The organism is Infirmifilum lucidum (assembly GCF_014876775.1).
Taxonomy (GTDB): domain Archaea; phylum Thermoproteota; class Thermoprotei; order Thermofilales; family Thermofilaceae; genus Thermofilum; species Thermofilum lucidum.
This window is the reverse complement of record NZ_CP062310.1, coordinates 767,270-793,704: the sequence shown is the minus strand read 5'-3', so window position 1 is coordinate 793,704 and position 26,435 is coordinate 767,270. Positions and strand designations below refer to the sequence as shown.

General features: G+C 51.3%; 26 protein-coding genes. 8 read left to right on the top strand and 18 right to left on the bottom strand.

Going from position 1 to position 26,435, the window contains the following annotated elements; genetic code table 11:
• Positions 1 to 7: 7 nt before the first annotated feature.
• Positions 8 to 340, bottom strand: a complete 333-nt coding sequence (locus IG193_RS04385; RefSeq protein WP_192819670.1) for a hypothetical protein — start codon at positions 338 to 340, stop codon at positions 8 to 10.
• 129 nt (positions 341 to 469) lie between these two features.
• Here IG193_RS04385 and IG193_RS04380 point away from each other — a divergent pair, with 129 nt between their 5' ends.
• Together IG193_RS04380 and IG193_RS04375 are read left to right on the top strand one after the other, a co-directional pair.
• Complete coding sequence (locus tag IG193_RS04380) at positions 470 to 2,632, top strand: CDC48 family AAA ATPase (RefSeq protein WP_192819669.1); 2,163 nt, start codon at positions 470 to 472, stop codon at positions 2,630 to 2,632.
• A 102-nt stretch (positions 2,633 to 2,734) separates the two neighbouring features.
• Positions 2,735 to 3,781: a hypothetical protein gene (locus IG193_RS04375; protein ID WP_192819668.1), complete on the top strand. Its 1,047-nt coding sequence runs from the start codon at positions 2,735 to 2,737 to the stop codon at positions 3,779 to 3,781.
• A 3-nt stretch (positions 3,782 to 3,784) separates the two neighbouring features.
• Here the strand turns inward: IG193_RS04375 and IG193_RS04370 are convergent, their stop codons facing one another.
• The 4 genes from IG193_RS04370 to IG193_RS04355 all read right to left on the bottom strand — a co-directional run bounded on the left by IG193_RS04370 (position 3,785) and on the right by IG193_RS04355 (position 8,687).
• On the bottom strand, positions 3,785 to 6,178 hold the full coding sequence (locus IG193_RS04370) for a tRNA(Met) cytidine acetyltransferase TmcA (RefSeq protein WP_192819667.1): 2,394 nt from the start codon (positions 6,176 to 6,178) through the stop codon (positions 3,785 to 3,787).
• Between the two features lie 47 nt (positions 6,179 to 6,225).
• On the bottom strand, positions 6,226 to 7,542 hold the full coding sequence (gene truD / locus IG193_RS04365) for a tRNA pseudouridine(13) synthase TruD (protein WP_192819666.1): 1,317 nt from the start codon (positions 7,540 to 7,542) through the stop codon (positions 6,226 to 6,228).
• Positions 7,543 to 7,817: 275 nt separating this feature from the next.
• Positions 7,818 to 8,174, bottom strand: coding sequence for a peptidyl-tRNA hydrolase Pth2 (gene pth2, locus IG193_RS04360; protein ID WP_192819665.1), 357 nt, complete (start codon positions 8,172 to 8,174; stop codon positions 7,818 to 7,820).
• 15 nt (positions 8,175 to 8,189) lie between these two features.
• Entirely contained in the window at positions 8,190 to 8,687 is a 498-nt protein-coding gene (locus tag IG193_RS04355) for an adenosine-specific kinase (RefSeq protein WP_192819664.1), read from the bottom strand.
• A 133-nt stretch (positions 8,688 to 8,820) separates the two neighbouring features.
• Between IG193_RS04355 and IG193_RS04350 the strand changes: the two genes are divergently transcribed.
• Positions 8,821 to 8,994: a hypothetical protein gene (locus IG193_RS04350; RefSeq protein ID WP_192819663.1), complete on the top strand. Its 174-nt coding sequence runs from the start codon at positions 8,821 to 8,823 to the stop codon at positions 8,992 to 8,994.
• Between the two features lie 384 nt (positions 8,995 to 9,378).
• Here the strand turns inward: IG193_RS04350 and IG193_RS04345 are convergent, their stop codons facing one another.
• Positions 9,379 to 9,876, bottom strand: a complete 498-nt coding sequence (locus IG193_RS04345; RefSeq protein ID WP_192819662.1) for a V-type ATP synthase subunit I domain-containing protein — start codon at positions 9,874 to 9,876, stop codon at positions 9,379 to 9,381.
• Positions 9,873 to 10,661 (bottom strand): V-type ATP synthase subunit I domain-containing protein, encoded by a 789-nt coding sequence (locus tag IG193_RS04340; protein ID WP_192819661.1) that lies wholly within the window; start codon positions 10,659 to 10,661, stop codon positions 9,873 to 9,875. The genes IG193_RS04345 and IG193_RS04340 overlap by 4 nt, the downstream gene beginning before the upstream one ends.
• 539 nt (positions 10,662 to 11,200) lie before the next feature.
• Here IG193_RS04340 and IG193_RS04335 point away from each other — a divergent pair.
• Positions 11,201 to 12,718 carry a hypothetical protein gene (locus IG193_RS04335; protein WP_192819660.1) on the top strand — a complete coding sequence of 506 codons (1,518 nt, stop codon included), beginning with the start codon at positions 11,201 to 11,203 and terminating at the stop codon, positions 12,716 to 12,718.
• Here the strand turns inward: IG193_RS04335 and IG193_RS04330 are convergent.
• The 8 genes from IG193_RS04330 to IG193_RS04295 are packed head-to-tail and all read right to left on the bottom strand — an operon-like array spanning position 12,715 to position 19,311.
• The gene (locus IG193_RS04330; RefSeq protein ID WP_192819659.1) at positions 12,715 to 13,836 is read right to left on the bottom strand and encodes a TGS domain-containing protein; all 1,122 of its coding nucleotides are present in this window, start codon (positions 13,834 to 13,836) and stop codon (positions 12,715 to 12,717) included. The two genes, IG193_RS04335 and IG193_RS04330, sit on opposite strands and share 4 nt — an antisense overlap.
• Positions 13,837 to 13,870: 34 nt before the next feature.
• Positions 13,871 to 14,233: a hypothetical protein gene (locus IG193_RS04325; RefSeq protein ID WP_192819658.1), complete on the bottom strand. Its 363-nt coding sequence runs from the start codon at positions 14,231 to 14,233 to the stop codon at positions 13,871 to 13,873.
• Positions 14,226 to 14,795 carry a hypothetical protein gene (locus tag IG193_RS04320; protein WP_192819657.1) on the bottom strand — a complete coding sequence of 190 codons (570 nt, stop codon included), beginning with the start codon at positions 14,793 to 14,795 and terminating at the stop codon, positions 14,226 to 14,228. Before IG193_RS04320 ends, IG193_RS04325 begins: the two co-directional genes overlap by 8 nt.
• A gap of 2 nt (positions 14,796 to 14,797) precedes the next feature.
• A complete protein-coding gene (locus IG193_RS04315; protein WP_192819656.1) occupies positions 14,798 to 15,076 on the bottom strand; it encodes a hypothetical protein in 279 nt (92 codons plus the stop codon).
• Positions 15,073 to 15,318: a hypothetical protein gene (locus IG193_RS04310; RefSeq protein ID WP_192819655.1), complete on the bottom strand. Its 246-nt coding sequence runs from the start codon at positions 15,316 to 15,318 to the stop codon at positions 15,073 to 15,075. Before IG193_RS04310 ends, IG193_RS04315 begins: the two co-directional genes overlap by 4 nt.
• On the bottom strand, positions 15,315 to 15,848 hold the full coding sequence (locus tag IG193_RS04305) for a hypothetical protein (RefSeq protein WP_192819654.1): 534 nt from the start codon (positions 15,846 to 15,848) through the stop codon (positions 15,315 to 15,317). The genes IG193_RS04310 and IG193_RS04305 overlap by 4 nt, the downstream gene beginning before the upstream one ends.
• A complete protein-coding gene (locus tag IG193_RS04300; protein WP_192819653.1) occupies positions 15,818 to 17,974 on the bottom strand; it encodes a hypothetical protein in 2,157 nt (718 codons plus the stop codon). Before IG193_RS04300 ends, IG193_RS04305 begins: the two co-directional genes overlap by 31 nt.
• The gene (locus IG193_RS04295) at positions 17,947 to 19,311 is read right to left on the bottom strand and encodes a hypothetical protein (RefSeq protein ID WP_192819652.1); all 1,365 of its coding nucleotides are present in this window, start codon (positions 19,309 to 19,311) and stop codon (positions 17,947 to 17,949) included. The genes IG193_RS04300 and IG193_RS04295 overlap by 28 nt, the downstream gene beginning before the upstream one ends.
• A gap of 89 nt (positions 19,312 to 19,400) precedes the next feature.
• On the opposite strand from IG193_RS04295, the gene IG193_RS04290 reads away from it, so the two are divergent.
• From IG193_RS04290 to IG193_RS04280, 3 genes are all read left to right on the top strand, one after another.
• Entirely contained in the window at positions 19,401 to 19,808 is a 408-nt protein-coding gene (locus IG193_RS04290) for a hypothetical protein (protein WP_192819651.1), read from the top strand.
• A gap of 4 nt (positions 19,809 to 19,812) precedes the next feature.
• Positions 19,813 to 20,913, top strand: a complete 1,101-nt coding sequence (locus tag IG193_RS04285) for a hypothetical protein (protein ID WP_192819650.1) — start codon at positions 19,813 to 19,815, stop codon at positions 20,911 to 20,913.
• A gap of 218 nt (positions 20,914 to 21,131) precedes the next feature.
• Entirely contained in the window at positions 21,132 to 21,365 is a 234-nt protein-coding gene (locus IG193_RS04280; RefSeq protein WP_192819649.1) for an Lrp/AsnC ligand binding domain-containing protein, read from the top strand.
• Between the two features lie 30 nt (positions 21,366 to 21,395).
• Here IG193_RS04280 and IG193_RS04275 read toward each other — a convergent pair whose 3' ends face one another.
• Together IG193_RS04275 and IG193_RS04270 are read right to left on the bottom strand one after the other, a co-directional pair.
• Positions 21,396 to 22,526 (bottom strand): DNA topoisomerase IV subunit A, encoded by a 1,131-nt coding sequence (locus IG193_RS04275; protein ID WP_192819648.1) that lies wholly within the window; start codon positions 22,524 to 22,526, stop codon positions 21,396 to 21,398.
• Positions 22,516 to 24,054, bottom strand: coding sequence for a DNA topoisomerase VI subunit B (locus tag IG193_RS04270; protein WP_192819647.1), 1,539 nt, complete (start codon positions 24,052 to 24,054; stop codon positions 22,516 to 22,518). Before IG193_RS04270 ends, IG193_RS04275 begins: the two co-directional genes overlap by 11 nt.
• Before the next feature lie 381 nt (positions 24,055 to 24,435).
• On the opposite strand from IG193_RS04270, the gene IG193_RS04265 reads away from it, so the two are divergent.
• On the top strand, positions 24,436 to 26,277 hold the full coding sequence (locus IG193_RS04265; protein ID WP_192819646.1) for a phosphoadenosine phosphosulfate reductase domain-containing protein: 1,842 nt from the start codon (positions 24,436 to 24,438) through the stop codon (positions 26,275 to 26,277).
• Here IG193_RS04265 and IG193_RS04260 read toward each other — a convergent pair.
• Positions 26,253 to 26,432: a hypothetical protein gene (locus tag IG193_RS04260; protein WP_192819645.1), complete on the bottom strand. Its 180-nt coding sequence runs from the start codon at positions 26,430 to 26,432 to the stop codon at positions 26,253 to 26,255. The two genes, IG193_RS04265 and IG193_RS04260, sit on opposite strands and share 25 nt — an antisense overlap.
• Positions 26,433 to 26,435 lie beyond the last annotated feature (3 nt).

The window sequence follows — 26,435 nt, the reverse complement described above, 5'->3', positions numbered from 1 at the left end:
ATATTTCTCACTGGAGTAGGGCTATATGCTTTCTAGCCTTGTTAACGAGCAGACCCACGATGACCAACCCCCCTATGAAACTCAGGGGGAGTGCTATTGGAAGCACAGCCCTGGCCGAGCCAATCGAGTAGTCGTCTACTGCGCGGCGCATGTAGTACACTAATAGCAGTGAAGCAACAGAGACCGCTAGGAATGCTAGGGCAATGTAAGTGTGTAATCCTATGGAGCCTGAAAAGAAAATGTATATTGGAGGCATCAGCGTGACTATTGTGTTAATAAGCAAGGCTTTCGTGAGAGCACTCGACGCACGCTTAATGGCATCCTCCCGTTTTATGAACATTTTAAGCCCTATTTTTCAGTAATCCCGGATATAAAACGGTTTTTCCTTCAGCAGCTTACACGCCACTGTATACGTTTCTCGAGAACAGTCCACAAAGGCTATTAATAACCTATACAAGTAGTCTACTCGATGTCCTTGCAACCGGAAGTTGTGCTGCGGGTTGCCGAGGCACGCTCTCGCGACGTTGGAAGAGGCATAGTGAGAATAGACAGGAATGCTATGGCCAAGCTTAACGTAGACCCAGGTGACGTAGTAGAGATTGAGGGTAAGAAGGTCACAGTTGCCATAGTCTGGCCTCAGGCACTAGAAGATGAGGGTGCAGGCATAATACGGATGGATGGGCTTATCAGGCGCAACGCTGGTGTCGCCATAGGAGATCAGGTAAAGGTAAGGAAGGCCAAGGTTGCTCCCGCAAAGAGGATCGTTCTCGCTCCAACTTTTAGGATAGGTTTTGAACTCACACCGGACCTAGTGGAGTATGTAAAGAGTAAACTTATCGGCAGACCGCTTGTGCGAAGCGACGTCGTCGAGATACCAACATTTAGCGCGGCCCTGCAGTTTACCGTTGTGTCGACATTCCCGGCTCAGGCTGTCCAGGTCACGGAGGAGACGGAGGTCAACATTAGGAGTGAACCCGTCAGTGGCGAGCTTGTAATCCCGAGAATCACTTACGAGGACATAGGCGACCTTGAGGAGGCAAAGCAGAAGATCAGGGAGATGGTGGAGCTACCCCTACGGCACCCCGAGCTGTTCAAACACCTGGGGATTGATCCACCTAAAGGCGTGCTTTTCTACGGCCCTCCGGGTACTGGCAAGACTCTGCTCGCCAAGGCTGTCGCCAACGAGACTGGTGCCTACTTCATTGCCATAAATGGCCCTGAGATAATGAGCAAGTTCTACGGCGAGAGCGAGCAGAGGCTCCGCGAGATATTCGAGGAAGCTACAAAGAACGCCCCGGCCATCATATTCATCGACGAGATAGACGCCATAGCCCCGAAGAGGGAGGAAGTCACAGGCGAAGTCGAGAAGAGAGTAGTAGCACAGCTCCTAGCACTAATGGACGGCTTGAAGGAGAGGGGGCAAGTCATTGTTATAGCGGCCACTAATAGGCCTAACGACATAGACCCTGCTCTAAGGCGTCCTGGGAGATTCGACAGAGAGATAGTGTTCCCAGTTCCAGACAAACGTGCAAGGAGAGAGATTCTCCAAGTGCACACGAGGAACATGCCCCTAGCAGAGGATGTGAACCTAGACGAGTTAGCCGAAATAACTCATGGCTTTACGGGTGCTGACCTCGCGGCTCTCTGCCGCGAAGCTGCGATGCGGGCTCTCCGAAGGGTGTTGCCGAAGATAAACATGGAAAGCGAGAAAATACCCGCTGAAATCTTCAATGAGTTAAAAGTCACTAGGCAGGACTTCATGGAAGCTCTCAAAGATGTTCAGCCAAGTGCACTTCGCGAGGTTTACATTGAGGTTCCAGAGGTGCACTGGGACGACATAGGTGGGCTTGAGGACGTTAAGCAGCAGCTGCGCGAGGCCGTCGAGTGGCCTCTTAAACACCCAGAGTACTTTAAGGAAATGGGGATAGACCCGCCTAAGGGCATCTTGCTCTACGGCCCTCCGGGTACTGGCAAGACTCTGCTCGCCAAGGCTGTCGCCACGGAGAGCGAGGCAAACTTTATCGGCGTAAAGGGACCTGAGATCCTCAGCAAGTGGGTCGGCGAGAGCGAGAGAGCAATAAGGGAAATCTTCAGGAAGGCAAGGCAAGCAGCTCCCTGTATAATCTTTTTCGACGAGATAGACTCGATCGTTCCAAGGAGAGGTCAGAGGTTCGACGCCGGAGTCACAGACAGGATAGTGAACCAGCTTTTAACTGAGATGGATGGCCTTGAGAGGCTTGAGGGTGTTGTCGTTGTTGCTGCTACGAACAGGCCGGACATAATTGACCCCGCGCTCCTCAGGCCCGGGAGGTTCGACAGGCTCATCTACGTCCCGCCACCCGACGAGAAGGCCAGGCTCGAGATATTCAGAGTGCACACGAGGAGGATGCCGCTAGCAGAAGACGTAGACCTAGCAGAACTAGCGAGGAGGACAGAAGGATACACGGGAGCAGACATCGCTGCGGTCTGTAGAGAGGCGGCTATGGTAGCACTCCGCGAGTCCGGGAAGCCGACGAAAGTCGCTATGAAGCACTTCCTTAAAGCCATGGAGGTTGTTAGGCCTAGCGTGACTCGCGAGGATCTAGAGAGGTACAAGAGGATAACGGAAGAATTCAGGAGAATGCTCGCATGAAAATTCTCAGCCGAGAGTTCTCAACTCATCTCTCATCTTTGGTACTCCTCATCATCTGCCAAGTTTATTAGAATAAAGCCTTGTTATATTTTTTGAGCACCTGTGGCTAGGCTCTACTTCGCAGGCTTGCAACTGGAGGGGGATAGGGGGTTAAGTAGCGATGATGTAATACTTTATAGGCTCCTGGAATTACTCCCCAATTTTCCTGAAGGAGTTGGCGTCTTCTTCCTGCCGACAGTCTCTGACCAGAAAGTTGAAGATAGGGGAAAGACTAGAATATGGATACACCACTTCGCGTCATGGAGCGACTACGTAATCATGTCAAGGCCTCTATCTTTTTCAGTGGATGAAGTCGAAGAAATAGCCCTAAAGCTAAAACAAAAAGGTAACTATAAACTCATAGCGTCTATAGCCTCGCATCGCCTCTCATCGCTCAAGATGCTAGCCGGGCGCCTCGCTGACAAGGTTGATGGTTTCGAAGTTGATCTCGGTTTGCTGTACCTTCTGGCTGGAGGGCGCCGCGGGTTTGAAGCATATGCTATTGACATATTGGAGGAGTTCATCTCGAGCTCATCAAAACCAGTTATGGTAAAGCTGAACCCGATAGCCCCTTTGTCGCAAGAATTCATACGTCAGCTTAAGTCGATTGGCATAACAGCCCTTGTGTTCTCACCGCATGTCATTTACTCCGTGGGAAATGAGTTCTTCAGGGTTCACTCGACCTATTTATCAAAAATCTATGCATTGATATGGGCCAAGCTTATAGCTACCAGTGATATCCCATCTGCGTACATAAGCGACGTCCCCGAGGACACGTTGAGCGATTTTACCGTTGAGAGGTCATTCGATATTCTCCTCTACGATACGGCGCTTCTCAGGCATGTCGTGGATCTTCCACAGATAAACAAGTTCGACGACGAGTTCCTCGTAAAATGGGTTAAAATACCTGAAAGACTAAGGCCTGCTGTCAATACAAGAGAAGAACCTCACTGCATCAAGGTTTGTCCATTCAAAGCGTTTAGTCCTAGTGGGTTTGCTCCAGAGGCTACGAGCGAAATACTCGTTGCGTCCGAAAACTGTGATAGATGCGGGTTATGCCTCTCCTGCTGTAGAAGTGCACGATTTGTAGCTGTGATTAGTCCGGAGTAACTCCTAGATATTCTCCTCTAAGTCTTTCAGTGTCAAGAAGAAGTATTTTAGCGCCTCCTCTGGGCTGTAAACATTTAGGAATGCCTTGGAAAATATCTTCGCTATTTCCTTTAGCTCAGAGGTGACTTGTGGCATTGATATCTTAAGATCCTCTAGTGTAGCATGCCAACTCTTGGCCTGCAGGACTTTCGTCACTAGACAGAGTTTCTGCAGGCGCGTCAACTCTGGAGGATTAGGCGCCTTGAAGTAGTACTTGGCGAGGGCACTCATTACGTCCATACAGTTCTCTATAGTCATGTCACTCCATGCATACATCAGGAACCTCGCTTTCTTCAGTAGCGGAATACTGAATGGTGTCTGGAAACGGGGCGTTGCCTCTAGCAATAGCAGTGCGACCTCGGGCTCGAGGTCGTAGTAAGGAGATGGTAGTGAGTCTAGAAGTTTATCTTTGAATTCACGAGCTATAATGCTGACTATCCTTCCCGCTCTCTCGCTCAGAGGCTTTATTACTATGACCGTGTACTCCCCGCTCACGGGATTCTTTTCGGGGCTTAAGTGAACAGGCATATAGCCGTTCCTTACCCAAAATCTCAGAAGCTCTTCTGTTGCTCCGAAGCCAGCTCCTATCCAGTCATACCCGTTGGCACGAGCCTCTTCCTCGAGTTTTGCCAAGGCAAAGCTCCCAAGGCCTTGATTCATTACGTGTGGATGTGTTGCTATTCGGACGATCCTGACTCCCTTTAAATCCCCGAAATCGAGTATCTTGTAGTGTTTTATCATCCTATCAGGTATTATGTTACCCATCAACCACGCACCCTTGGCTGACTCGCGTGACAGCTCAGGTCCCAGGGATCCTTCAACTGCTAGCTCTAGGGACACTACGACTTTACCTGTAGACGTTTTAACCATGCGGATGAAATGGTGGGGCGCCTCCATCATTATGCCTAGATCGTTTGGATTATTGCGGTAGTGCGCCATAATGTAAATGCCAAAGAACTCGCGCAGCTCCTTCTCGTTCTTTAAGAACAAGGTAGCCTCGTCCGGGGCGTAGTAGATAACCTCCTTGTTCCTTACAGCCTTTAAGTCCTCATCGGTGAGCGTAGCTGGCTCAGCATCAAGAAGTAGTGTATCGAAAATCCATGCCTCGATGGGGTCTTGCGAAGCGTAACGTACTGGCTCCTCCATTTCATACTCTATTATGTCTATATCCTCACGCGACCGCAGCCTCTTCAAAAACCGTACTGAGAACCCCCGACCTGCGCCCTCGTAACCATGTATAGTTGAGGAGAAAATCAGCTTGTCGTACCTGTCTAGGAGTTTAAAAAGAAGAGGAACTGGTATGGCAGCGGCCTCGTCGACCACAAGAACATCAGCCCTGGTCTTCATGGCCTCTAATGGTGGTAGGTACACAAGCTCAATACCCTTTGATTCAATGCTGACTATGTAATCACTTTCTGTACGAATCTCTAGGGGGTGCTTGTACATTTCGAGAACTTTCCCTGCAAATCGGAAAACCTCCTGGACGTTAGTTTCGTTCGGCGCTGTAAGTACTACTCTACACCTGCCCTTTGCTCTGCGCAACTTGTGAACAAGCCATCCTAAACCAATCCCTACCGCGGAGGATTTGCCCCTACCGCGATCAGCTGTAAGGACGAAAACTTTCTTTTTCTCGGACTTTGTATATAGTACCTCGAAGTTCTTAATGACTTCGACTTGATCCTGTGTTAGAGCAAGCTTGAATACTTTTAAGGGTATCTTTGTCTTCTCGGGGTACACTATTTTTCTCTCGGCCTGCGGCTCGACGGTTTGCCTCGGGAATTTCTTCACAAAAAACTTCGAGTCGGCGTCGTAGATTGCAATCCCGTCGTGCTCGGAGAGTTTATTGAGAAACCTTCTGACGAAAAATTTCTTCAAGCTACTCGCCGTGTAGCCGGGGACTATAAGGTTACTTTGGAACCTCGTCACGCTTTCCAGCATTCTCTGGGGTGTAGGCGTCAGTAGAAGGTAGAGTCCACCTCCTCGAACTACACCCATAAGCTTGCCGAGGTCATTGGGCTCCAGATTGTTTATTAAGTCTATAATACAACCATTGTAGGTTCTGCCGAGAATCGTATCAAGGTTCTGGAAAGAGATATATTCAATATCTATGTCTTTCGGCGCGCCTTTGGCGAAAAGCTCCCGCCGCATAGCCCCGTCAGAATAGAAAGAGTGGTAGGCGTAGAGGATCTCGCCTCCTCTGACAAGGTCGCGTATTTCATAGAGAATGTCCAGAGCCACGGTGACGAGTCTTGAATCATCGTCACTATAAACTACTAACAGTCGCCTGTGTCCGGCTCGCCTAGCTCTAACTAGCTCTTCGCGCACTTCATCTAAGTGCTCTTGCGGTACCAGAGGCATAAGAATCCCCCTTTACGAATCCGGGTCAATAATATAAAAGTCAAGGCCTAAAACCCCTGCTCCACAGGGTGGGACGGTTTTACAATCTCGCGTAGAAGCGTCGTTGCATACATCCCCTTTTTGAGAGCGAATGAGAATACAACGCCTTCAGAGTCTACTTTAACGTCTAAGTCCAGAGGCGAGAGGTTTGAAGGGCGGTAACTCCCAGCTGATGAGGCCTCTGGGAGGCTCTTCACATAGAAGCTACGAACATCTATGTTTTCCTCCCTCAGGACTTCTTTCTCGATTTCGCCCTCTTCTCCTTGCGAAAGGTGTGTGTTATAGCCGAAAATGGGAAGTAATAGGAAAGCCCTCCCATCGTGAATAAGTTTGTTGACCTTATCTAGGTTGGTGTCGTTTGCCATGAGCACTGGCATATGTCCAGAGCCTGCTGATCCAGGAGCAACACCTACGTAGTCTCCTGGAGAAGCATAGACCCAGGAAAGCCCCCGCTCGATCCTTTTGCTGAGCACCTTGTTGAACAAATACGCCTGATATGCTCCAACAAAGAGCTTCCTTATATACCCCGATACGTGACGAAGAGCACCTACATAATCTCTAGGCCTTTCAGCTAGATAAGCGATTATTGCGCGCTCGCTCTTCATAGTTTTGGGAAAAATTTCCAGCGTTCCCCTGAAATCGCCCGTTGAAGCTAGATATTCTCTAGCATTTTTTGCCCTTTGTGATTCATGGGGGAAAATTCTCAATAAGAGTTCTTCCACTGCCTCTTTAAACCTGCCCTCTATGATACGCTTACCGACTACATGAGTTACTGGGCGGATACTCCCAAACCTCTGGTACCCGAAGTAATTCGGGACACCACCCAGCCTCCTGAGTTCGTCCAGCAACTCGTGTAGGCGGCTGGTGTTACAGTCCCTAACTCTTATGGTGAAGCGATTGCCGAAGAGGAGTCCGGGTCTCAAATGGAATGGTCTCCTCACTGGGCAGTGTATTTTCACGCGTGTGTTCAAGGAGTTAAACTTCTCTATGGCTTCTGCTGGGACTTCGCCTTTTATTGACGCAAATTGAAATGTAACCGCAGTGGTGTCCTTCAAACCGGCAATATCGATATCTGTCCCCTGAAGACCTAGGAACTTCCGGATCTTCCTCACAGCTGTCACGGAATCAACGCCTCTCTTCTCAACTACAACCCACGTGTATTCTCCCGCGCCTTGAGGTATTTCGCGGCAATTCGGGGTGGCAAGAGTCCCATCTATGCTTATCTCGTATACTATAAAGTCCTCAAACATGCGTCTAATATACCCTCCTATGCCGTCTCCGCTCAAACCGTAGTACCTCATCTCCAAGATTTTATCCAGCTCCACACTGGACTGGCGCACCATACGTACCCGTCTTCCAAAAGGCACGTAAGATTAATTAAGAAGTCTATGTCCCGTCACCTATCCCTTTTCCCTACTCTTACTGTCCCCAGCGGGCCCACTCATTGTTTTTCCTGTAGCCAGGGTGACTGACGGCCCGCAACTCTAGCAGTGTCGTAGGCCACCTGGGGATTCAGAGGTTCATATTCTTCACGTGGCCGCAACCGGGTAGAAGCTCGTAGTCTACTTCACCGTCGATAGCAGAATTCTCTACGCCGCGACTAGAGTAGCTTTAGATGACGCGTAATGGGGTCGATCAAACTGGAAGGAGCGGGGCCTATTCCAACGGCTGTTACTGTTCCGGGCTCTAGTTGCGTGAGGCCCATATCTGTAACCAATGCTACTGGTAGTCCTGCATTCCTTGCCTCATTGTACACCCGAATTAGCTCTTCTAGGCTATCCACCCGGACTACTATTTTCTTCTGGCCTGACTCCAGCCACCTGCGAACCCACTCCGGGTTACTTTTCTCTGCCTCAAGGAAGGCACTCAGGGAGGCATGCGCGCCTTGTGCAACCATCTTACCTCTTCCCATTTCAAGATCCCGTCTAATAACGATGACCTGCTTTATCTCCTCCATCAGGTTTTCACGGTTTCACGCCCGCTTATAGCCAATTTTCCTCAGAAACTCAATGCGCCTGCGCTTGTCCTCCTCGCTTTCGACGCCTATGACTGTGTAGCCGTCAACAACTCCCAGAACCCCCCTGCCCTGGCCCGTCTCGGCTACAATAACCTGTACAGGATTCGCAGTGGCACAGAATATCCTAGCAACTTCTTGAACCATCTTCAACTGGTTAAGGATATTTATGGGCCATGCATCCCTGATGAGCAACACAAAGACGTGGCCAGCGCCTATACGGCGTGCATTTTCGATGGCAGCATCTACAAGTTCTCTGTCGTTGCCGTCCCACCTTACAAGCCTGTCCCCGCTCGCCTCGTTGAATGCGAGCCCGAACTTTGCACCTGGAACGCTGGTAACCACGGTCTCGGCGATGTCTTCGACGCTCTTGATAAAATGGGTCTGACCTATAATTATGTTGGACTTCTCCGGCAAAATCATTTCTACAACGTGTATTCTAATAGGTGTCTCCATCGAGGTAAAAATTCCACGGCATATTGAAAAGCTTTTCTCGTGCTTACACAGAGCCCCCTTTCCTGTCCCGCGCCTCGGGCCTCACAGGAGCGTTCTCATGGGGCTATAGCGTGATCATCTCCGGAGGGCTGCAGTGCTGGCGCATACTTCCACTGCTTTGCTTGTGTTGCTACCTACGACCCCGGGGATCGGCGGCATCGTGGCGGGTCACATGCTGGGCGTCGCAGTGGGGAGCGTCATTAGCGTCGAGGACGCGGAGAGAGTAAAAGTGAAGTACTCTGAAGAGCTACTTTTTCTCTGCGGGTGATCTAAAGCAAAGACTACTTTTTCTCTAGCACCCTCAGACTGAGTTGTTTACTCAAGAGTTTTTAAGCTCGTTGTAAGCCTTATTCTGAACTTATTATTTGAGCAAAAATATAACTATTAGTATATTGTTTGGAGGGGCTAGTATGGCTGATGATCCTCAGAACTGTATGATTGAGGAGTGTACACGGCAGGCAGAGCTTGTCTTAGAGGTAGGTGAGAACCTCATATACCTATGTAGGCCGCATTTCACACAACTCGTTGCGAGGATGAGCAGAGCAGCTGAGCGTAGGGGGGCTGTATCTCTGAGAAGTTTGAAAGTAGAACGGGTAAGTAACGATAAGGTGAGATTTACTATCAAACGAACCAAAAAACGCTCTAGTGACCACTAATGGCTCGCAATCAAGCTAAGTTGCTCGTTTAAGAGTTTTTTAAGTTCATCGTAGGTCTCACTTGAATTTATCACCCCTCGCCTGTAACAGCTCTCTAATTCCTCTATTTTCCCTTCTACCTCTTCTGGAGTGATATCTAGCGGGAGGCTTAACCTCTTTGCGTGAAGAATGCTCTTCAACATGTTCTTCTCGAAGACTAGCCACGTCGCTTCAAGCTCGCGTATCATCTCGACATTTTCCTTAGAAAGTATGTCGATCTTTCTCTGGGCTTTCTCTTCGTCTATAAGACCGAGTTCCACTTTGATTTTCAGCTCTTCCATCTCTTTTAAGTTGGTACTTATCCTGGTCTTCAGCACAGCTATTCTCTCCGTCAGAGCGGGCCTAAGCCTTTCCCACTCAAGTAGGCTACGTTTTACAGTTACGCTGTATTCTTCCCAGATCTTATCGGCGCTGTCAAAGATGTTCTCTAAATCTCCGTAGCTCATAGAGGTCATTGCTCCTCCACCTCTTCGCGTATTCTCTCGAGCCTTTTCAGCCTGGCCTCTATCTCTGCTTTCACACGCCTGTAAGCCTCTTCAGTTATACCGCCCTCCTTGAACTTCTGTTCGAGCTTGTTTAAAGCCAGCCGGAGCTTAGCAATCTCCGGCTTTACCTCGGCGGCTTTTACGCGTTTGTAGTGAGGTATTATTAGCCTGTCGAGCTCATCTAACTTCCTCTGAATATCCTCCTTCTCCGAGGTTTTCTCAGCAATCCTCCTATCCAGTTCAGACTTAAGCCCCTCGTACTGGGTGTCGTCCAGAACTCCCAGCTTGTGCTTAAGCTCAATGCGCTCCAGCTCGGCAACGTAGGCATCGAGGGAGCTTTCGATGCTGAGAAGCTCCTTCTCCAGCCTGTCCCTTATCTCCTCCCAGCTCCCAATGACTTCGCGCGCGGCTTTCTCATATTCTTCCCAAATTTTCGAGAGCTCTGTGGCACGGTTGATTAAGCTGTCTAGCTCGCTTGAGGCCTCTTCCAGAAGCTTCGTTCCAGTAACATGTTCGGCTATAGCGACAGGCTGGGGTGCAGGCGCTGTTGTTTTCTCACCCGCCTCTAGTGGAGGTGTAACGCTTTCTTCCTTTGTACCTGCTTTCTTCCGCCACCCTATGTAGTAGGGGCACTCCCAATACTCCATTAGGCACGGCATGAAGGCTGGGTCAACCTCTGTCCCTCCAGCATACTTGCAATAGAACTTTCCCTTGGCATCCCTGTAGAGGCCCGGACATACTCCACCCGAAGACATTCAAATCACTAGCTATTTTTTACATTTAACATGAATATATTAGTGTTATTTAGTGTTGAACCCCCTTTCCCGGTCTCCCTAGTCCTTGATGGTTTCATGGTGCTGTCTCATTGGTTACTTGAGAGGAACTATCAACTGCCCAGCCTGATAGGCCTAGGTTCTTTGCGTGGCCAAGATAGTGCGGAACATAGCCGGCGCAACAAAGAGAGGGAAAGCGCCTTTTACTCAACAAGGGAGGACGGCTCGCAGAGGTCGTCATCGGGCGTCACATAGTCGTGCATTCGTCCAGTGCCTATCTGCGGCGCATAGCAGTGTTGCTTAAAAAACATGTATTTATTGGCGGCTAGCTAGTTACTCGCTGGCTATGGAGGGAGAACACACCTGCAAATACTTTCACCAAACAGCCAGGGGATTTAGATGTGTCTTTATTGGGGTAGTTGAGTGGAGGGCCTCAGGCGAGAAATACTTGCAGTACTGTAAGTCGGGGGGCTCACGTTGTCCAGTACTCGCCTCACTGAGCGCAAAAATGTCCAGGTGGAATGACTTCAAGAAGGGTGCTCCTAGTGTCCTGTTTAAGGAAGGTTGATTACGTCTTCATTCTGGGTTTATCTCTACTGGTTACAGGCCTAGCAACAAGGCTCTATCTGTGGAACGGACTAAACCTAGAGGCTCCCCTTCTAATATTACTCTTCCCCCTAACATGTGCTCTTTTCGCAATCGCGGGTAAACGTGGCTTTAACGGGCAGGCTGCTTTGCTAGCTTCATCGCTTGTTGCAGTACTAGCCTCACCGTACATCTACCTCTCTGTATTCATGCTTGAAGACTATATTAGGAGTGGGAGAATATCCTCCCCCTTCGTGAATGACTTGGTAATTAAAGGCGGGAAGCTAGCATCTGTGGCCATTCATGCGCTGACCTTTATGGTTTTTTTGTCGGCACTTCTTCTAGGAAATGTTCTTGCAAGAAGACTACTGCGGAGCCTGAAGGCGGAGGGTGTGTCAAACCCAGTGTCTCTGCTCAGTGAATCCGCAAACATAAGATCCTGGTCTGTCTTCGGCATACTGGTGGGAGTCCTAGCAGTGCTATTGGCACCCGGAGGCTCTGTAGATGCCTATATACTGGCACCTCTACTGGTCTTCATATTTCTAGCCCCCTTGCCCGTACAGGCCTCTCTGGTATTCTACTGGTTCCTGGCTTATCATCTAGGAGTAACCGTGGGGGTTTTTGAGGCGCTCTTAACTTTGCTCGTCTACACATTAGCGGTGGGTGCAGGATCGGATAGAGGTAGGGGCGAGATCGGCTCCACCCTACTAGCGGTCGCAGTGTCCTCACTCCTCTTAATTCTGGTGTTCTTCGTCCTCTTCGGTATGCTATTCCCCGTATACATGGCTGTATTCACGGTCTATATTGTATTAGCGGCCGTACTTGTTGTTCACAGTGAAGGTAGAGGGTTTGCCACGAGCCCATTTGTAGCGTCCTACGTACTCATTTCTGCATTATACCCAGCTATCACGGAGTTGCGCCAGATAAGCTACCCCCTAGCCCCCCTGCTTGTCACCTCGATTCCAGGCATTCTAGCAGGCCTCTATAGCAACCTTCTTAGGCCACACGACGAGGAGTGCTCTTACAATGCTGTGATTGCTATATCGCTGGCAGCCCTGCCTCTCTCTATGGTTCTTCTATCTGCCAGCACTGTCACAATAACGTACCCCCAACCACGCGTGCAGGCTACACTGTTCCTCCCTGAAGTAGTGGTGCTCGTAATTGCGGCTGCCGTCACGCTGCTTCAGCGATATTTATCGGGGTTCTTGCTCAATAAAGGGTCTAGGTTGTTTGTGCCGGCATCAATTACTGTACTGCATCCACTAGGCCTAGTTCTCGCCTCGTCTCTACACTCGTTACTGCCACAAAGCACACTGCTCTATCTTTTCTTGTTCTTGACAGCCTCCATGGTTTTAAAAATTGTAGCTTTCCTCGGGAGTACTTCTCTTAGGGACTTTAACATCATGGTCGTAGCAGGAATAGGCATTGGCCTGCTGTTGCGGCTCTTGTCTTAGCCTCCAACGATTTGGATAATGTCCCCGTCCTCGAGTATAAAGTCTTTCCCTACGCGACGTGGATTGAAAGTGAATCGATTGCTCCACACCAAGGCATACTTGAAATTCTCGTATAGCTGAGTGTGAATCATCTTGGCGACATCTAAAACTCTTGCCCCTCTCTTTGTCACAACAGGCCTCTCTTCAACCTCGCCTGTCTTTGGGTTACGCGTATACACCCTGATCAAGTCTAGCTCTTTGAAGAAGTACTCAGCGACTCCACCAAACTCGAATTCCTCGCATTTACTGAATAGAAACACTGGGACTCCAACTGCCGTCAGGTAGGATTTTGCTCTCTCCCCCAGAGTGCCAGTTTTCGTCGTCACGATAACTGAAGGCTTATAGGACAGCCCCCCGAAGACAGCCTCCTCGACATCATCGAGAGTTGCGCGGCCCTGTATCCGCACGGCTGCGTGGTAAATGCCGTACTCCCGCAGGAGCGAGATAACATCCTGTAGAGTGGCCCCCTCAAGGTCTCCAACGACAACAACTCCTCCAGTAGCCCTCTTCTCGATCTCAACTTGAGCTCTAGGTCTCTTAACCGTTATTCGTGCATCCTCTAGGGAATTTAAAAGCGTAGTTACCTGGTACTCGACATCAGCGGTCGCGTCGACCACGAGCATGAGCGCGTCGGCGTTCCTGGCCAGCGCTGTGAGACGCGCCTGCGTCGCCGCGTCTCCAAGGAATGGGGGTGCGTCTACAAGTTGAAAGTACACTCCCTCCCAAACCTTCATGCCAGGAACCGGCTTCCTAGTGTCTGCAGGGTCGACCCCAGTCAGGCACTTAAACAGCGACGTTTTCCCGGACATGGGTAATCCAAGAAGGACAACCTGTATGTCTCCTTCTTTCTCAACAAAGAACTGTTCTCCACCGCCTGTTCTCTTCCTTCTCCTTAGCTCTATTTCTCTCCTCAAGGCCGCTATTTGCCGTGTGACCTGCATCCTCAGCCTCTCGGTTCCTTTGTGCTTGGGGACTGCTGACAGGAACTCCTGAAGAGCCTCCAGTTTCTCCTCCGGTGTCCTGGCCTCCATCACTCTTCTCCACTTACTCTTTGCTTCAGCCGGCAGGTTTGCAGGCATCCCACACTCAAAAGGAAAAGGGTCGCTATATTAGTTAACTACGGTCAAAGCCAACGGCGACTTTTCCGCCGACTTTCGTAAGCCTCAAGCGAACTTTCCCCTCGAAACACTTATCCCCATCCTCTGCGTACAGGAATCCCGTAACTGCCGTGGTGTTCACTCTCACCAGGCACATCTTGTCTATTGGAGTCCTCGAGGCCAGTGTGCCATTCACTATGCATACGTTGAGGTGATAGTCGCCACTTATGCTTGTTCCGTTCGGAGAAGCCATGAGGTAGCAGATATCGCGTACGAGCTCACTGTTCTGTGGGCTCTGGTAATTGTACACGGTGAGCCAGTATGCTAGGAGGAGGCTCGAGACAAGGAGGTTGAGGAGAGATAGTACCGCCTCATCCACCAGGGATCACCAGCTTTATACCCCACTTGTCGGAGAGGACGCATGGGTCTGTGCCCCTTATCGCAAGTATACTGCTATTATTGACGTGATCGTGGGGGCAGATTGGAGTAAGCCCTACGCGCAGTCTAATGGTGTAGTTGTAGGGGGGAATCTTAAAGAATTGGTAGCCCTCCACGCGATATAGCCTGAATATCCTCCCAGTTAATGGCTCAACAAAGAAGCCAGTTAGGCTGTACGTGTAGTTTAGGGCGAAGACGTCTTCGCCAAGGTTGGTGACGACACGTCCAATACAGACCAGTGATCCCTTAGAGTACTCGGAGCGATTCTCTGGCACTGAAATACTGAGGGATTTAACTGCCACGTACCTTAAAAGCCCCTGGACGCGGGCAAACAGAGTAGGTGCCTTCTCCGGAGATTTGCACGCCTCACGCACGGTGATTAGCATAAGGGCGTGTACGTCCTCGCCAATGTAGCGTGCGCGGTGCGTGTGCTGGACAAAGTTGAGAACAAGTATGCTCAAGACGATAACTGCCACCAACGAAGCAGCGGCGCGCCTGTGCACGCTCACCCCCTCCATGAGAATGCGTAGACTCTTAGCTCTTCACCGCACCACACAGCAACGTATCCAGTCGCGGAGTCCGGAAGGGGGTCTGTAGCGTTCACCTCTCTCAAGTAAGTTCTGACGTCTGTACAGTTTACATTAATCATCACATATGCAGCGACTGTGGCAACGTTTCTCTCGTTCTTAATCTGAAGCGAGAGGGGGTAGATCCTGTGCGAAGACACCCTAGCCAGCGTCAAAAGCACGATTAGCGCAATGACCGCCGCGGTGATCTCTCTCATGGAGGCATCACCACGACGCCCGAGCTGTTACGGCACACTACCAGCGCCGTCCCGTGGATTGTCCCGTTGAAGCTCAGCGGCCTCGAAGAGTATACCTCCACGCAGGCGCCCGGAGGTAGCAGGTCTTGTATGTACGAGACATCGTCCACATTCATGCTGGAGAGTTTCTGCGCAAATGCGAGAACGCCTACGAGTAAAACTACCTCGAATATCGTCATAATAGACTCTTCGAGACCCTTCAACACCTGCTCACCCTCATGTGGACGATTCTGAGTATAATGGCGCCGCTGAGGTTATAGCGTGAAGCGCATACCCTTACACTTGGACTGTAGACCTTAAACTCCTCGATCGTCCTAAAGTAGCAGATCCTGTCGGTCCAACCCGTGTCTACTGTGTCAAACAGTATTAGCGTCGAGTTCTGGGGGACAAAGACCGGGTCTAGGAAAAGCACGCAGTCGCCAGCTCTCCTGAGAAGCTTCACCCACGTGGAGTTTAAGGGGGTCGTGGCGCAGTTAGGAACCGTAAGGACAGGCTCCCTTATTTTCGACACCGGGAGCCCGTTAATCTCGAAGGGGCAAGCAGTACCGTTTAAATAAATTCTATAGTTGAGGTCGACGAAATCTGATTGAGGCAGTGTTTTCGCGCCGTGGCGGTCTAGCAGCAGGCTTGGTCGCGCTCCTTGTACTAGCAGTAGAGTTGTTGCTAGCACTGCTACGGCAATAAGTGTTAACAAAGCTTCTTTCAAGAGCTCACCGATAGCTTCTCGATCCATGGTATTACTATCACCCCTTGCGTGGCTGTAGGCACGTAAATTGCCTCGAGCGTGCAAACTCCAGCACTACAGTAGGGTATCTCTAAGTGGTAAGGGTAGGTTGAACAAGCCTTCCACAAGGCTAAGCCATTGCTGGCTACTCTCAAGCAGAGCCAACCCGGGGTATATGTCTCGTTAAGCATGGCTAGTTTCTGCCACAGTGAGGCGTTTTCGCCGAGTACAAGCGGCTCCGAAGCTGAGAGAATTATAGATCTTTCTCCAGCATGGAAGTCGAGCCTGAGAGCTACGGGGACTACCAATAGCTTTATTGTTTTCCCGAGAGCCCTTAACTGGCCACCCCACGATGCTCTAAGCTCGACCTCTACAGGATACATAACGTCCTGGAGCTTCTCATATTTGACTTCTAGAATCCCGCTACTAGCCTTGGACGAGGACAGTAGCCTCCCCCCTAAGACAACAGACACGTTGTAATTATCCCACAAAGGCCACGCATAAAAGATGATCCTGGCCCCGTCTTCTGTATACTCAATCCTCCTAACTTCCACTCTCGGGCTTATGACCCTGTAAAAGAGCGTCGTGTCGTTGAGTTTCAGATACACTGTTACATTTGCTTGATCAGGGGCCACTAGCGAGAACAGGTAGTATTCTTTATTATCCAATACGACCACCGGGAGGCTCTGCGAAGCCCCCCTAACTTCTCTACACCTCGACCCAACCTTTGCGAGTTCGCCGTAAGGCGAATATACTCTCATCGTGGCCTTGATACCTCTAACTGCGTGAAGCCTGGTTCTGTTCAAATCCAGGAGGATCACCGTGGCATTAGTCTCAACGGCATAGATTCCTGGTGCAATCGGGATAAAATGCGTCCCATTGGACGGCTGAAAGTCCATGCCAGGCAGGAGTAGAGGTTCCTGGACGCGATTACTCAATAAGTACACGGCCACAAGCTCCGTGTTCGAGCTAAGCGTGCCTGTGACAGTCGTGCTGTACACCCTGCCCCAGGGCGCCTGCCAGTACTGGAAGTATGCCGTAACGGGCGTCGAGTTCGAGAGCGTGGCCCTCACGTAGTTCACTCTGTCGAAGTAGACGTTTGCGTACGCCGTCACGCTCACCTTCTCGCCGTTGAGGGCGATGTTCCTGAGTGTTATAGTCCCCCAGGACGGCACTTGGCTGAAGTACAGCGTGCGTGTGCCCCGGGGGCCGACCGCGTCTACTTCGAAGTAGAACCTCGTCCCCCCGGTGAAGGAGTACTCCACTGTCAAGTTGTACGTGCCGGTATAGATCTGCTGGCTCGTGCACGTCCTCGAGACCCATCCGTCGCCCTGCGTGTAGCCCCAGCTACAGCTCACTGCAAGCGCGCTCCAGTCGAGCTTAACGGGGAAGCTCTGAGGCGCTGTCACGCTGTAGCCCGAGCCGGACTGCAGGCTTTTCTGTAGCGGGCCTGTTGGGTTGGGCGGGAATGCTAGTGTCCCCGACACGGTTCCGCTCACCTGCAGGCTACCGCTTACGCCAGTGGCGCTCGCCACCCACGCCTTAACGGAGAGCATGTAGGAGGGTCGGGGCGGTGGTGGGGGCGGGCTGGAGTAGCAGGCCGTTGAGGAGTTGTACTCGAGTCTTGTGATCGCCTCGAACCGCACGGTCGTGCCCCCTCGTAGTGTGGCGTTGACGCTGAAGGAGACGGCGAGGTCTACTGTAGTGGCCGCCGGGGACTGCAGAGCGCCGCCTGCAAACTCGATGGGGCTGTACGGCCAGTAGCCGACTACCGCATTAACATCCACGTTCTTCGAGTACGCGGAACCGAGCAACAACCCCCTGTGTCCTGTGCCGCCGAGCAGAGTGGCTTCCCCGCCAGCAGGCTGTGCGACCGCCGTCCACCCAGCCGTCAGCTCCCACACGCCAACTATGCAGAGGCTATAGGACTTGGAGTCGGAGCCCTCGAGCTTAGTGCTCGTGGGTGTGTTGCGAGTGTTTGTTTTCTGATCCCAGGCGCGTGCCTCCCTCATGTCCGCGTAGGTCGTGGAGAGAGGTTCTGCGTGCCTGTCCGCCGGCTTGTGTGCTGGGGCGACAGTTGTGAGTAGGAGTACTGCCAGTAGCATGGCTACGGGTAGTACTCTAGCTTCAGCCACACCTCACCACCCCCAAATACGTCCATGGATATCCAGCCCAGCTCTGCCACTGGAGCGAGGTGGGTCCACACGTCGCACGTGTAGGGGCCGGGGGACTTGAGCACTTGCCCCCTCCCCTTGCCCCTCACGAACTCGAATACGAACTCTCCTTCTTTGAACCACCAGCCCTCGGCCCTGTCCTCGAGGTTAAGCTCGATGTAGTGGTCGGACCAGCCCTTCGTCGCCCTTATGTAGACGATTACCCGGGACCAGTTGACTTCTGGCGGCTTTATGTCCACTGCTACGAAGGCCCCCGTTGGCACGACGTGCCACCATCCGTCGCCCACGTACTCGTACGTTCCGGCCATCGCGGCCCTCCAGTTTGGGGCAATGCTCCTCGCCGGGTACACCTTCACCTCCACGAGCCTCCCGCCATAGTACGCCATCCCCGTTACAACGGGAAACTTCTTCTTCGCGAAGACGACCCTGGCAGTGTAGTTGCCGGGCCCGGCGACCCTGAAGGCTATAGAGGGCGCGTTGCCCTCGAAGTCCGGCCTGAGGCCAGTGCCGAACCAGCCCGCTACGCAGGCGTTGTGTGTGTCGTTGTACTCCACGCAGCCCCCGGACAGCTCCACGACCGCGCCGGACGGCCACCACAGGGCAAACTCGCCTCTACGGGCAGTGCCGTTGACGGCCACGGTTACGTTCAGGGGCACGGTGAAGCGCAGGAGGTAGAGCCTTCTGGCCTTTATCGTTACCCTCGAGTCACCCTGCACCACGACTGTCACGTTGAGGGGGAACTCCTCCACCACGCTGCCACGCTCGACCCTCACTGCAACGCCGCGCAGGGCAGTCCCGTTGCCCAGGTCTACTAGGGTGGAGTTGAAGGACAGGGTGGAGTTCAGCCTGGCTTTCAGCGTCACGGTGCCCTTAACCGGCGAGCCGTTCACGATGACCGGCGCGACAGCCTCCACCTCGACGACGGCGTAGGCCCTCCTGTACGCCAGCCTCACCGTAGTGTTGCCTAAGACTGTTAATACAACGGTACCATTCGACGGCTCATATGGCCCAGCTGGCTGAGGCTCAATGACGACCCTAGAGTTACTCTTCACTGCTATGCTTACAGGGAGGACGTAAAGAGTCCTGTTTATAAGAGCCGATGCATTTGGTACGTCAGCATAGATGACAAGGAAGTATACTTCCTCTCTGGATCGATGCGCCATATCTATTTTCTCGGCTCGCGGTTTATCGGTGGTTAGGGAAGGCTGGTGCAGCGATGCTAGGAGCATTATCGGTATTAGCAGGGCTAAGATGAGAAACAGGGCTTTCTTTATGCCTTTGGATGCATTCCTAGACATCACCTCAATTCCGACCAAGACATATTAACCGATTTCCGGGAGATGCCTCGAGATACCCGCCTTTTAAACTGCATGTACTAGTTCCTTGGGTGGGAACAACGAGCGAGGAGGTCGGGAGGAGCATCATGGTCATAATAACTCTAGCAGTAGTCTCTGTAATAGGCTACTTCATATACACAGTAGCCTCGGCCACCACCAGCCGCCCGGTAATCGTGCAGGCAGGCGACGCGATACTGACGCCAGCCGCCGGAGGCTATACTGTCACAGTTTGGCTACAAAACATAGGAACGTCTTCCGCAGACCTGTTGAACGCGAACCTCACGATCACCAACTACGGCATTACTACAAGGCTCCTGTGCAACCCGAGCACTCTCTCTTCAGGAGCCACAAGCACATGCACGGCAACGCTCCCCTCGACTCTACAGATTACAAGTGCTGTGACCGGGTATATCGTGACAAAGTACGGTATTTACAAGGTTTCAATAATACGAGGATAGCTAGATGTCTACCCTGGGGGAATTAGAAGTTCTTTTTCTCCTCTCCTTCACGGACGCCCCGCCGAGCTATGTTCTGACGTGGCTCGCGAACCGGGGGATAGAGTACAGGATAGGCGACAACTTGAAAAGAATAATCTCGGAGGACGAGAGGGCTGGGTCAAGGGCCGGCATCAGGACAGCGCTCGAAGAGGCTGTGAGAGGATTCGAGTACAGGCTCGATGCGTTCTCGGCTCGCGTGGACACGCTAAGCGAAGTCTTCAACATAACGCTCCTCGTTGCCCCAGTGATGCTCTACTCTGTCGGCTTACTTCAGCCTTACGTGCTGGAGAAGGCCCTACCGTTGTTGCTACTCCTGAATACTATCCTCGTGTTCTTGTATAGGGATCTGCACCCAAAGGTGCTGGTGTCCTCGGCAGGCTACAAGTTGTTTCTCGCACTATTAGTCATATTCGCGCTTTCGTCAGCCTTACTCATGCATGCAGGCCTTGAATACTCTCTGATATTCCAGACTGTTGTCAGCTTTCCCTTGTCACTTCTCACGGTTAGGAAAATTAGGAGTGTTGAAGCCGAACTAAATGAGAATAAAGAAATCCTGGTCAAGGCGCTCCAATCACCAGGACACATCTTCCGCGCTGTTTCCCCTGAATCCCTCCTCTCAGATACCATGCTCGGGCTAAGCAGGAGCCTGCGCCTGACAGTATACCTCTCTTCGATATGGGGGATCGAGGATCCGAGTCTTCTGCTGTTAACGTACGAAAAGCTTTACAATTTCCACAGGAAGCTGATGAGGAAGGGGTTCACTAATGCTACGATGAACTTGGTAACACTCTTTCTCCTCGGCTTCGCCTCCTCCGTCATCAAGGGCATCTACGCCAGTATACCTCTGGAAAGCATTAACCAGTGGATTACAATTAGCGACCCCCGTGCAATCAACCTCCTGGTAGACCTCTATCTCGCTGGAGCAGTAGTAATCTACTCTTCTGGACTAAGCGTTCTATCAACAGGCTCTGCTGCTTTCACCGCACTATGGCTCCCCGTTGCTTCACTCGTTGTCCTGGTGGGGGGGCTTTTAGGCAACAGCCTGCTCGGTGGTGTGCATGTCTAAGGCGCTCTACGCAATAATAATATTGCTCGCGGCGTTGCTCTTGTTGGCAGCGATGAACCCGACTCATGTACATCTTTCTGTAAAGACTGTATGCATATCCAACAATGGCTCTCTAATATTTTTAAGCGGTTAAATTGGATAAAATTGTAAAATTTTTATAGCGGGGCAGAGCAAACAATTTATATGGCTCGCCTATCCTCAGTGCGAGAGAGCCCGGGATGATTAAGGGATACATACTGGTCACGACGAAACCTGGGAAGGAGTACGAGGTCGCGAGCGAGATAATGAAAATACAATTCGTAAGCGACGTAGACGTGACCTACGGGCTATGGGACATCGTAGTTAAGGTTGAAGCCCCATCGCTCTCAGACTTGGACAAGGTTATTTCGGCTATCAGGAGCATTAAGAGCATAGAGCAGACAGCTACCCTCGTATCTCAAGAGACGGCTTAACCTGAAATCTTGTGAATAGGGCTCAGGTTGCTAGATTATCCATTCTTCCTTGTTTATCTTCTCAGGGAGATACGTGTCTGACAGAAATCTGAATCCGTGCCCGCTTAAAGCCTCGATCTCTACCTTTTGCCCTCTCTCTATGAAAAGGTTAAGCTCTTCAAGCCACCTCTTTGACTCCTTGAACCACGGGTAGTTGAGGAGCTCTTTCGCGCGCTTGATGTCCCTTTCGGTGGCCTTTATTATGAAGTTCTTCGGAATCTTATACTTTTCAATATCAGTTATCGCTACACCGAGGAAACGGGCCTCTGGAGTCGCGAGCCTCTCACTCTCGTAGCTCAGCGTGATGGAGCCACTTCTATATACGCTGTAGATGTAAAACCCGTAGCTGTCACCGTCCGTTAACACATAGACCGGGAGGTCAAACTCTTCCCATAGTCTCCGAACCATCCTCCTGGTGCTCCTGTCTGGTTGGCCTTTACCTGTAATGAGGATGCAGTTGTTCTTCCTCCAGAACTCGTCCTCGTTGAGCTGCTCGAATATGGCTCCTTTCTCCACAACGAGTACATAGTCCGCCTTCACCTCGAGTATTTCTAGACTATCTACATTTGAAGGGATGGCATAGGCACCGCTGCCAAGCCTGGAGAGGTCTATAATATCTCCCTTGCTCCTAATCATCATTTGTCCAACGATTCTCCCTTTTGCATCGTGCATGAGCCCCATGTGCTCGCGTAGAAGACCCGTTGCAACTTCTATGTCCTGGATTACAGCATTACTCTCTCTCTGATCGTCCCACGTATTCTCGTTTAACTGCTTCCCATATTTATCAGTAAGCGTATGCTTCCCGCGGTAGTAGAGGTCGCGTATGGTAGGGTGCGCGCCCTGTCTTCTGGCTTCGAGGATAAGCTTAAGCATCAGTACAGTCTGCATGAATCTTTTCGATTCTCCAACATCAAAGAATTCCCTCCGGGCAGTCTTTGGGCCGAGCAACAGCATTTTCCTTTTTCTATCCCATATAGTGTTGGCGAGCGTTCTTACCGGTATTTCGAGGTAAGGCGGTTCCCCCCTCATGATCTGCTCGGCAATCTGTTTCCCAAGGCTCTCGAGCCTCTTGACAACCTCTTCTTCCGGTGGAGCCTGTACACCTCCCCGTTTACTTGACATATTGTTCTACCCCCTTCTTCCCAAGTTCTCTCTTAAGGATTTCTTCTAGCTTCTTCTCGAGAATCGAAGGATCGAGTGAAGCCACCTCGGATATGGCGGAAATAACCTCTGGCATATAACGCCTAATTATGGCCTCCTTTCTCTGGATCTCATGAAGCCTCTCCATTCTCGTTATGTACGCTCTTAACCTCCTCGAAGCTTCCCTGATTGCTATCTCCAGCTCGTGCTCGACCTCAGGGACATCTGCTATAGCTTCTTTCCCAACACCCTTGAACGGTATCTTCGTAGAACACAGGTGCGTTATCACTGCTAGCGGCGCTGGGAACTTCACCTTATATACGCTCCAGTCTATCTCGTCGACGACTTTTCTGGAAACGTCTACACCCTCATCGTATAGAAGCGGCATTTTATTTGCGAAACGGAGAACAATGGGCTGATCCTGCGGTGGAATCTCGCCACCGTAGGCCACTGCAACCTCGACTATGAACGGGTGCCCGCTGTAAGAGGATGGGGGCCTAGTGACAGCTTTAACAAAGCTCGGCCTAAGAATATTCTTTACCCCCTCTTTTAGGAGCTCTTCTCCTATAGGCGAGAGAGTTGTGGGACGGGGGCGTCGCCACTTATTGAATGACTTCATTTTCGACGCTAGGGCCTCAAGATCATGGAGCCTTAGCTCCTTTACCTTTATCGAAGGATCGAATCCGGCCCAATGCAGGAAATCCTGCGCGGTCTTCTCGCCAACGCCGTCGAAGCTCTTGACTAGGAAATCCATTAGCGTTGTATCGGGATCCCGCACGGTCTTTATGATCTCCTTAAGTACCTCCACGTCTACACCTTTAGGGTGGTACCGGCCCACCTGAGGCGGCTCGGGGAGTTTCTTGGAAACTCTCTTGAACACAAGTTCTTCCTCCGGGGTCTTGTACCTTATCGTTGCGTATGGAGCTATCAGCGCCGTACGTCTGATATACTCCTCTATTCTTTTCTTTGCCTGCACCCACGAACCTTCTAGTGTCAGTTTTACAACCGTGCCGTGAAGCTTAGGATTTTCTTTCTTCCTTATTCTCATCTTAAGGACATGTGGGATGTTCTTGTCAATATCTATGTACAAGAGGTACTCCCCGATAAAGTCAGAATTGATTGGAGCACTCTTCACGTAGATCGGCTGGGCAGTTGTCATCTGGGCGTAGAGGACAGCCATCTTTACACCGAGCCCAAACACACCCCTTGTCTGCCTAACTACGTACTTCGATCCGTAGAATACGCGGCCAAAGACATTGGGTACCTCGTGTATAGGAATCCCTATCCCATTGTCTGCAACTTTTACAGTCACTCTATCTGGGTTGTTAGAGTCTAGAGATATCTCGACGCTTATGTCCGGTAGAAGGCCGTGTGTCTCGGTAGCGTCCAGTGAATTTTCAACGAGTTCGCGTACAGTCTGGTATAGAGCCCTAGCTGGATTGGAAAAGCCAGCTATCTCCTTGTTCCTGTGAAAGAACTGCGCCGGCGAAAGTCCGCGATATTTCTCCACTTATGCTCCCCATCTGCCTTAAAAGAAATGCCAGATAAACTTGCTTTTAACAAACTTCAGCCTTAGTCCAGTAGTTTCTAAAAAGTTTAAATTATTACGCGGGGGCCGTAAAGTCTTACTCTCCTCCTTCTATTTACAAAGCGTCTACTTGTTACAATACGGCTAAGTCCGGCAATGATGAGCAAAGCCACGAGTAGTATTACACTCATACTACAACGAGATTACAGGCCCAGTCATAAAGCTATTGTTTGCTGTTTCGTCTCCCGCCTTCAAGCGTGCCCAGTCCGGGAAGAAGGTCTAGTGGCGGAGGCCGGGGAGAGGCCTAGTGAAAGGATAGAAATACGGGTTCAGAATCACAGTAAGCGAGGCTGTGGGGAGCTCATGGAGAGCGCATCGATCCTGAAGAAAGTCTCTGCAAGGGTGTACTGGGATCTTAGGCTTAATGCCCCTCTAGCGTATAGTCGCGACGGGCTTACAGCCAGGCTTCGCTTGACGCCGCCTGGAGACGCCTACCCCGCAGTGGGCCGCCTCTATAGGCTTGTGTGGGACACCATAGATAGTTACTTCACCAAGGCCGGGAGCCGGGCAGAAGAAGTAATTCCCAGGAGGAAGGCTATGTTAGCAAACAAGGTAATGTACCCAGACTTCGCGGTCGAGCTCGTAACGGATGCCCAGGTAGTAGGGCACTTCATATACGATATAAGAGGGAGGGCATGGCGGTTCCGCCCACTCTACGGAACAGTCCTAAGAATGGTCGAGAGCGAGGTGGGCTTTTACGCGAAGACAAGGCTCGACAAACTGGCCAGGGGGTACGTGGTAAAGCAAAGTCACCTCGAAAAGTTTGTACTGCCGAGAGAGGACGAGTACGTAGCAGTCGCATCGCGGAATATGAGTTATCTCGGCGTCGGGGTCGTCCTAAGGAACGGTAGGATCTATGTCTTGAAGAGCTGGCTCCGGAAGCCCTATAGCTTGCTCGAGGGCGACCCGAGCTGGTGGGATATCGTAAGGCTTCACGACAGGTATCTGAGTGAGAAAGAGCGCGAGGCAACGTCTTTTATAAGAGAGGTCTATGAGAAGTACAAGCTACCTGTAGTTGTCTCGTTCTCGGGCGGTAAGGACAGCCTTGTAACGCTCTACCTCGCCTTGAAGGCACTAGGCCCAGAGAGGGTGAAAGTCCTGTTTAACAACACTGGACTTGAGTTCCCGGAGACCGTGGAATACGTGTACAGGGTCTGCGAACGTATGGGTGTAGAGCTAATAGTGGCAGACGCGGGCGACGCGTTCTGGCGCGGCGTCTCTGTCATGGGGCCGCCTGCACGAGACCTCAGGTGGTGCTGTAAGGTTACGAAATTCGCGCCAATCGCCCGTGTACTGAGGAGGTTATTCCCAGGCGGTGCATTGAGTCTTGTAGGCCAGAGGAGGTACGAGTCTGCTCAGCGGGCACTTTCCCCGCGAGTATGGAGAAATGCCTGGTTGCCGAACGTTGTAGCAGCCACGCCAATACAGGACTGGTCTGCCCTCGATGTGTGGCTCTACATCTTCAGGGAGAGGCTACTGCCGAATCCCCTCTACTATCTCGGCCTAGACCGGCTTGGGTGCTGGCTATGCCCCGCCACGGAGATGGGCGAGTTCGAGCTAGCCAAAGCGGTTCACGGGTCGCTATACTCGAAGTGGAGCGAATACTTGTTCGAGTATGCTAGGGAGAACTCTGTCAGCGAGTCCTGGGTGCGCTATGGGCTGTGGAGGTGGGTGCGCCCACCTAAAGATATTCTAAACACTATTGACCTCAAGGAGCAAGACGTTTTAAACCCCGTAAGGGGCGCCCGTGTAACGTGGCACTATGAGGGTAACAAGCTGGTGTTCGAGCTCGAAAAAACCATGATGAAACCTGAGTCTACAAGGCTCAGAAACATACTCCTTACATCGAAGAAGGCAGACGCTCACATTGAGGGAATAAGAGTCGAGGAAGGACAACTAGTTCTTGAGACTAGAGGCGTGTCTCCTGAAGTTGAAAAGGAGGTTGTGCGAGCCGTGATACGCGCTTTTTACTGTGTAGGGTGCCTTGAATGCGCCAATTGGTGTCCCACAGGGGCCATAAGCTTGGGCAGTGAGGGAGGTATTGTTATAGACGAAGGTAGGTGTATACGTTGTGGCACATGCCAGCAGAAGTGCCCTATAGCAGAGTACACATTAAAGTTTCAAGGTTTCTTCACAAGTGGTTGACCGCATATCTGGCATTTGCCGAACGTCTTCCTTGCGCACGTTGGACAGTAAGAGACACCGCATTTTTCACATAGGTAATACTCGTCGCCCTTGTATATCTTCTTCCCACACCTCACGCACCTGCCTAGGAGGAGCGTCCTCGGGACGTAGGCCATACT

Coding starts and splice junctions, on each gene's coding strand:
- IG193_RS04280 (WP_192819649.1), top strand. CDS start 21,132: ATGATTAAGGGATACATACTGGTCACGACGAAACCTGGGAAGGAGTAC.
- IG193_RS04380 (WP_192819669.1), top strand. CDS start 470: ATGTCCTTGCAACCGGAAGTTGTGCTGCGGGTTGCCGAGGCACGCTCT.
- IG193_RS04330 (WP_192819659.1), bottom strand. CDS start 13,836: ATGCCTGCAAACCTGCCGGCTGAAGCAAAGAGTAAGTGGAGAAGAGTG.
- IG193_RS04355 (WP_192819664.1), bottom strand. CDS start 8,687: ATGGAGACACCTATTAGAATACACGTTGTAGAAATGATTTTGCCGGAG.
- IG193_RS04385 (WP_192819670.1), bottom strand. CDS start 340: ATGTTCATAAAACGGGAGGATGCCATTAAGCGTGCGTCGAGTGCTCTC.
- IG193_RS04345 (WP_192819662.1), bottom strand. CDS start 9,876: ATGACCTCTATGAGCTACGGAGATTTAGAGAACATCTTTGACAGCGCC.
- pth2 (WP_192819665.1), bottom strand. CDS start 8,174: ATGGAGGAGATAAAGCAGGTCATCGTTATTAGACGGGATCTTGAAATG.
- IG193_RS04335 (WP_192819660.1), top strand. CDS start 11,201: ATGACTTCAAGAAGGGTGCTCCTAGTGTCCTGTTTAAGGAAGGTTGAT.
- IG193_RS04315 (WP_192819656.1), bottom strand. CDS start 15,076: ATGAGAGAGATCACCGCGGCGGTCATTGCGCTAATCGTGCTTTTGACG.
- IG193_RS04370 (WP_192819667.1), bottom strand. CDS start 6,178: ATGCCTCTGGTACCGCAAGAGCACTTAGATGAAGTGCGCGAAGAGCTA.
- IG193_RS04275 (WP_192819648.1), bottom strand. CDS start 22,526: ATGTCAAGTAAACGGGGAGGTGTACAGGCTCCACCGGAAGAAGAGGTT.
- IG193_RS04305 (WP_192819654.1), bottom strand. CDS start 15,848: ATGGATCGAGAAGCTATCGGTGAGCTCTTGAAAGAAGCTTTGTTAACA.
- IG193_RS04260 (WP_192819645.1), bottom strand. CDS start 26,432: ATGGCCTACGTCCCGAGGACGCTCCTCCTAGGCAGGTGCGTGAGGTGT.
- IG193_RS04265 (WP_192819646.1), top strand. CDS start 24,436: ATGGAGAGCGCATCGATCCTGAAGAAAGTCTCTGCAAGGGTGTACTGG.
- IG193_RS04340 (WP_192819661.1), bottom strand. CDS start 10,661: ATGTCTTCGGGTGGAGTATGTCCGGGCCTCTACAGGGATGCCAAGGGA.
- IG193_RS04295 (WP_192819652.1), bottom strand. CDS start 19,311: ATGTCTAGGAATGCATCCAAAGGCATAAAGAAAGCCCTGTTTCTCATC.
- IG193_RS04285 (WP_192819650.1), top strand. CDS start 19,813: ATGTCTACCCTGGGGGAATTAGAAGTTCTTTTTCTCCTCTCCTTCACG.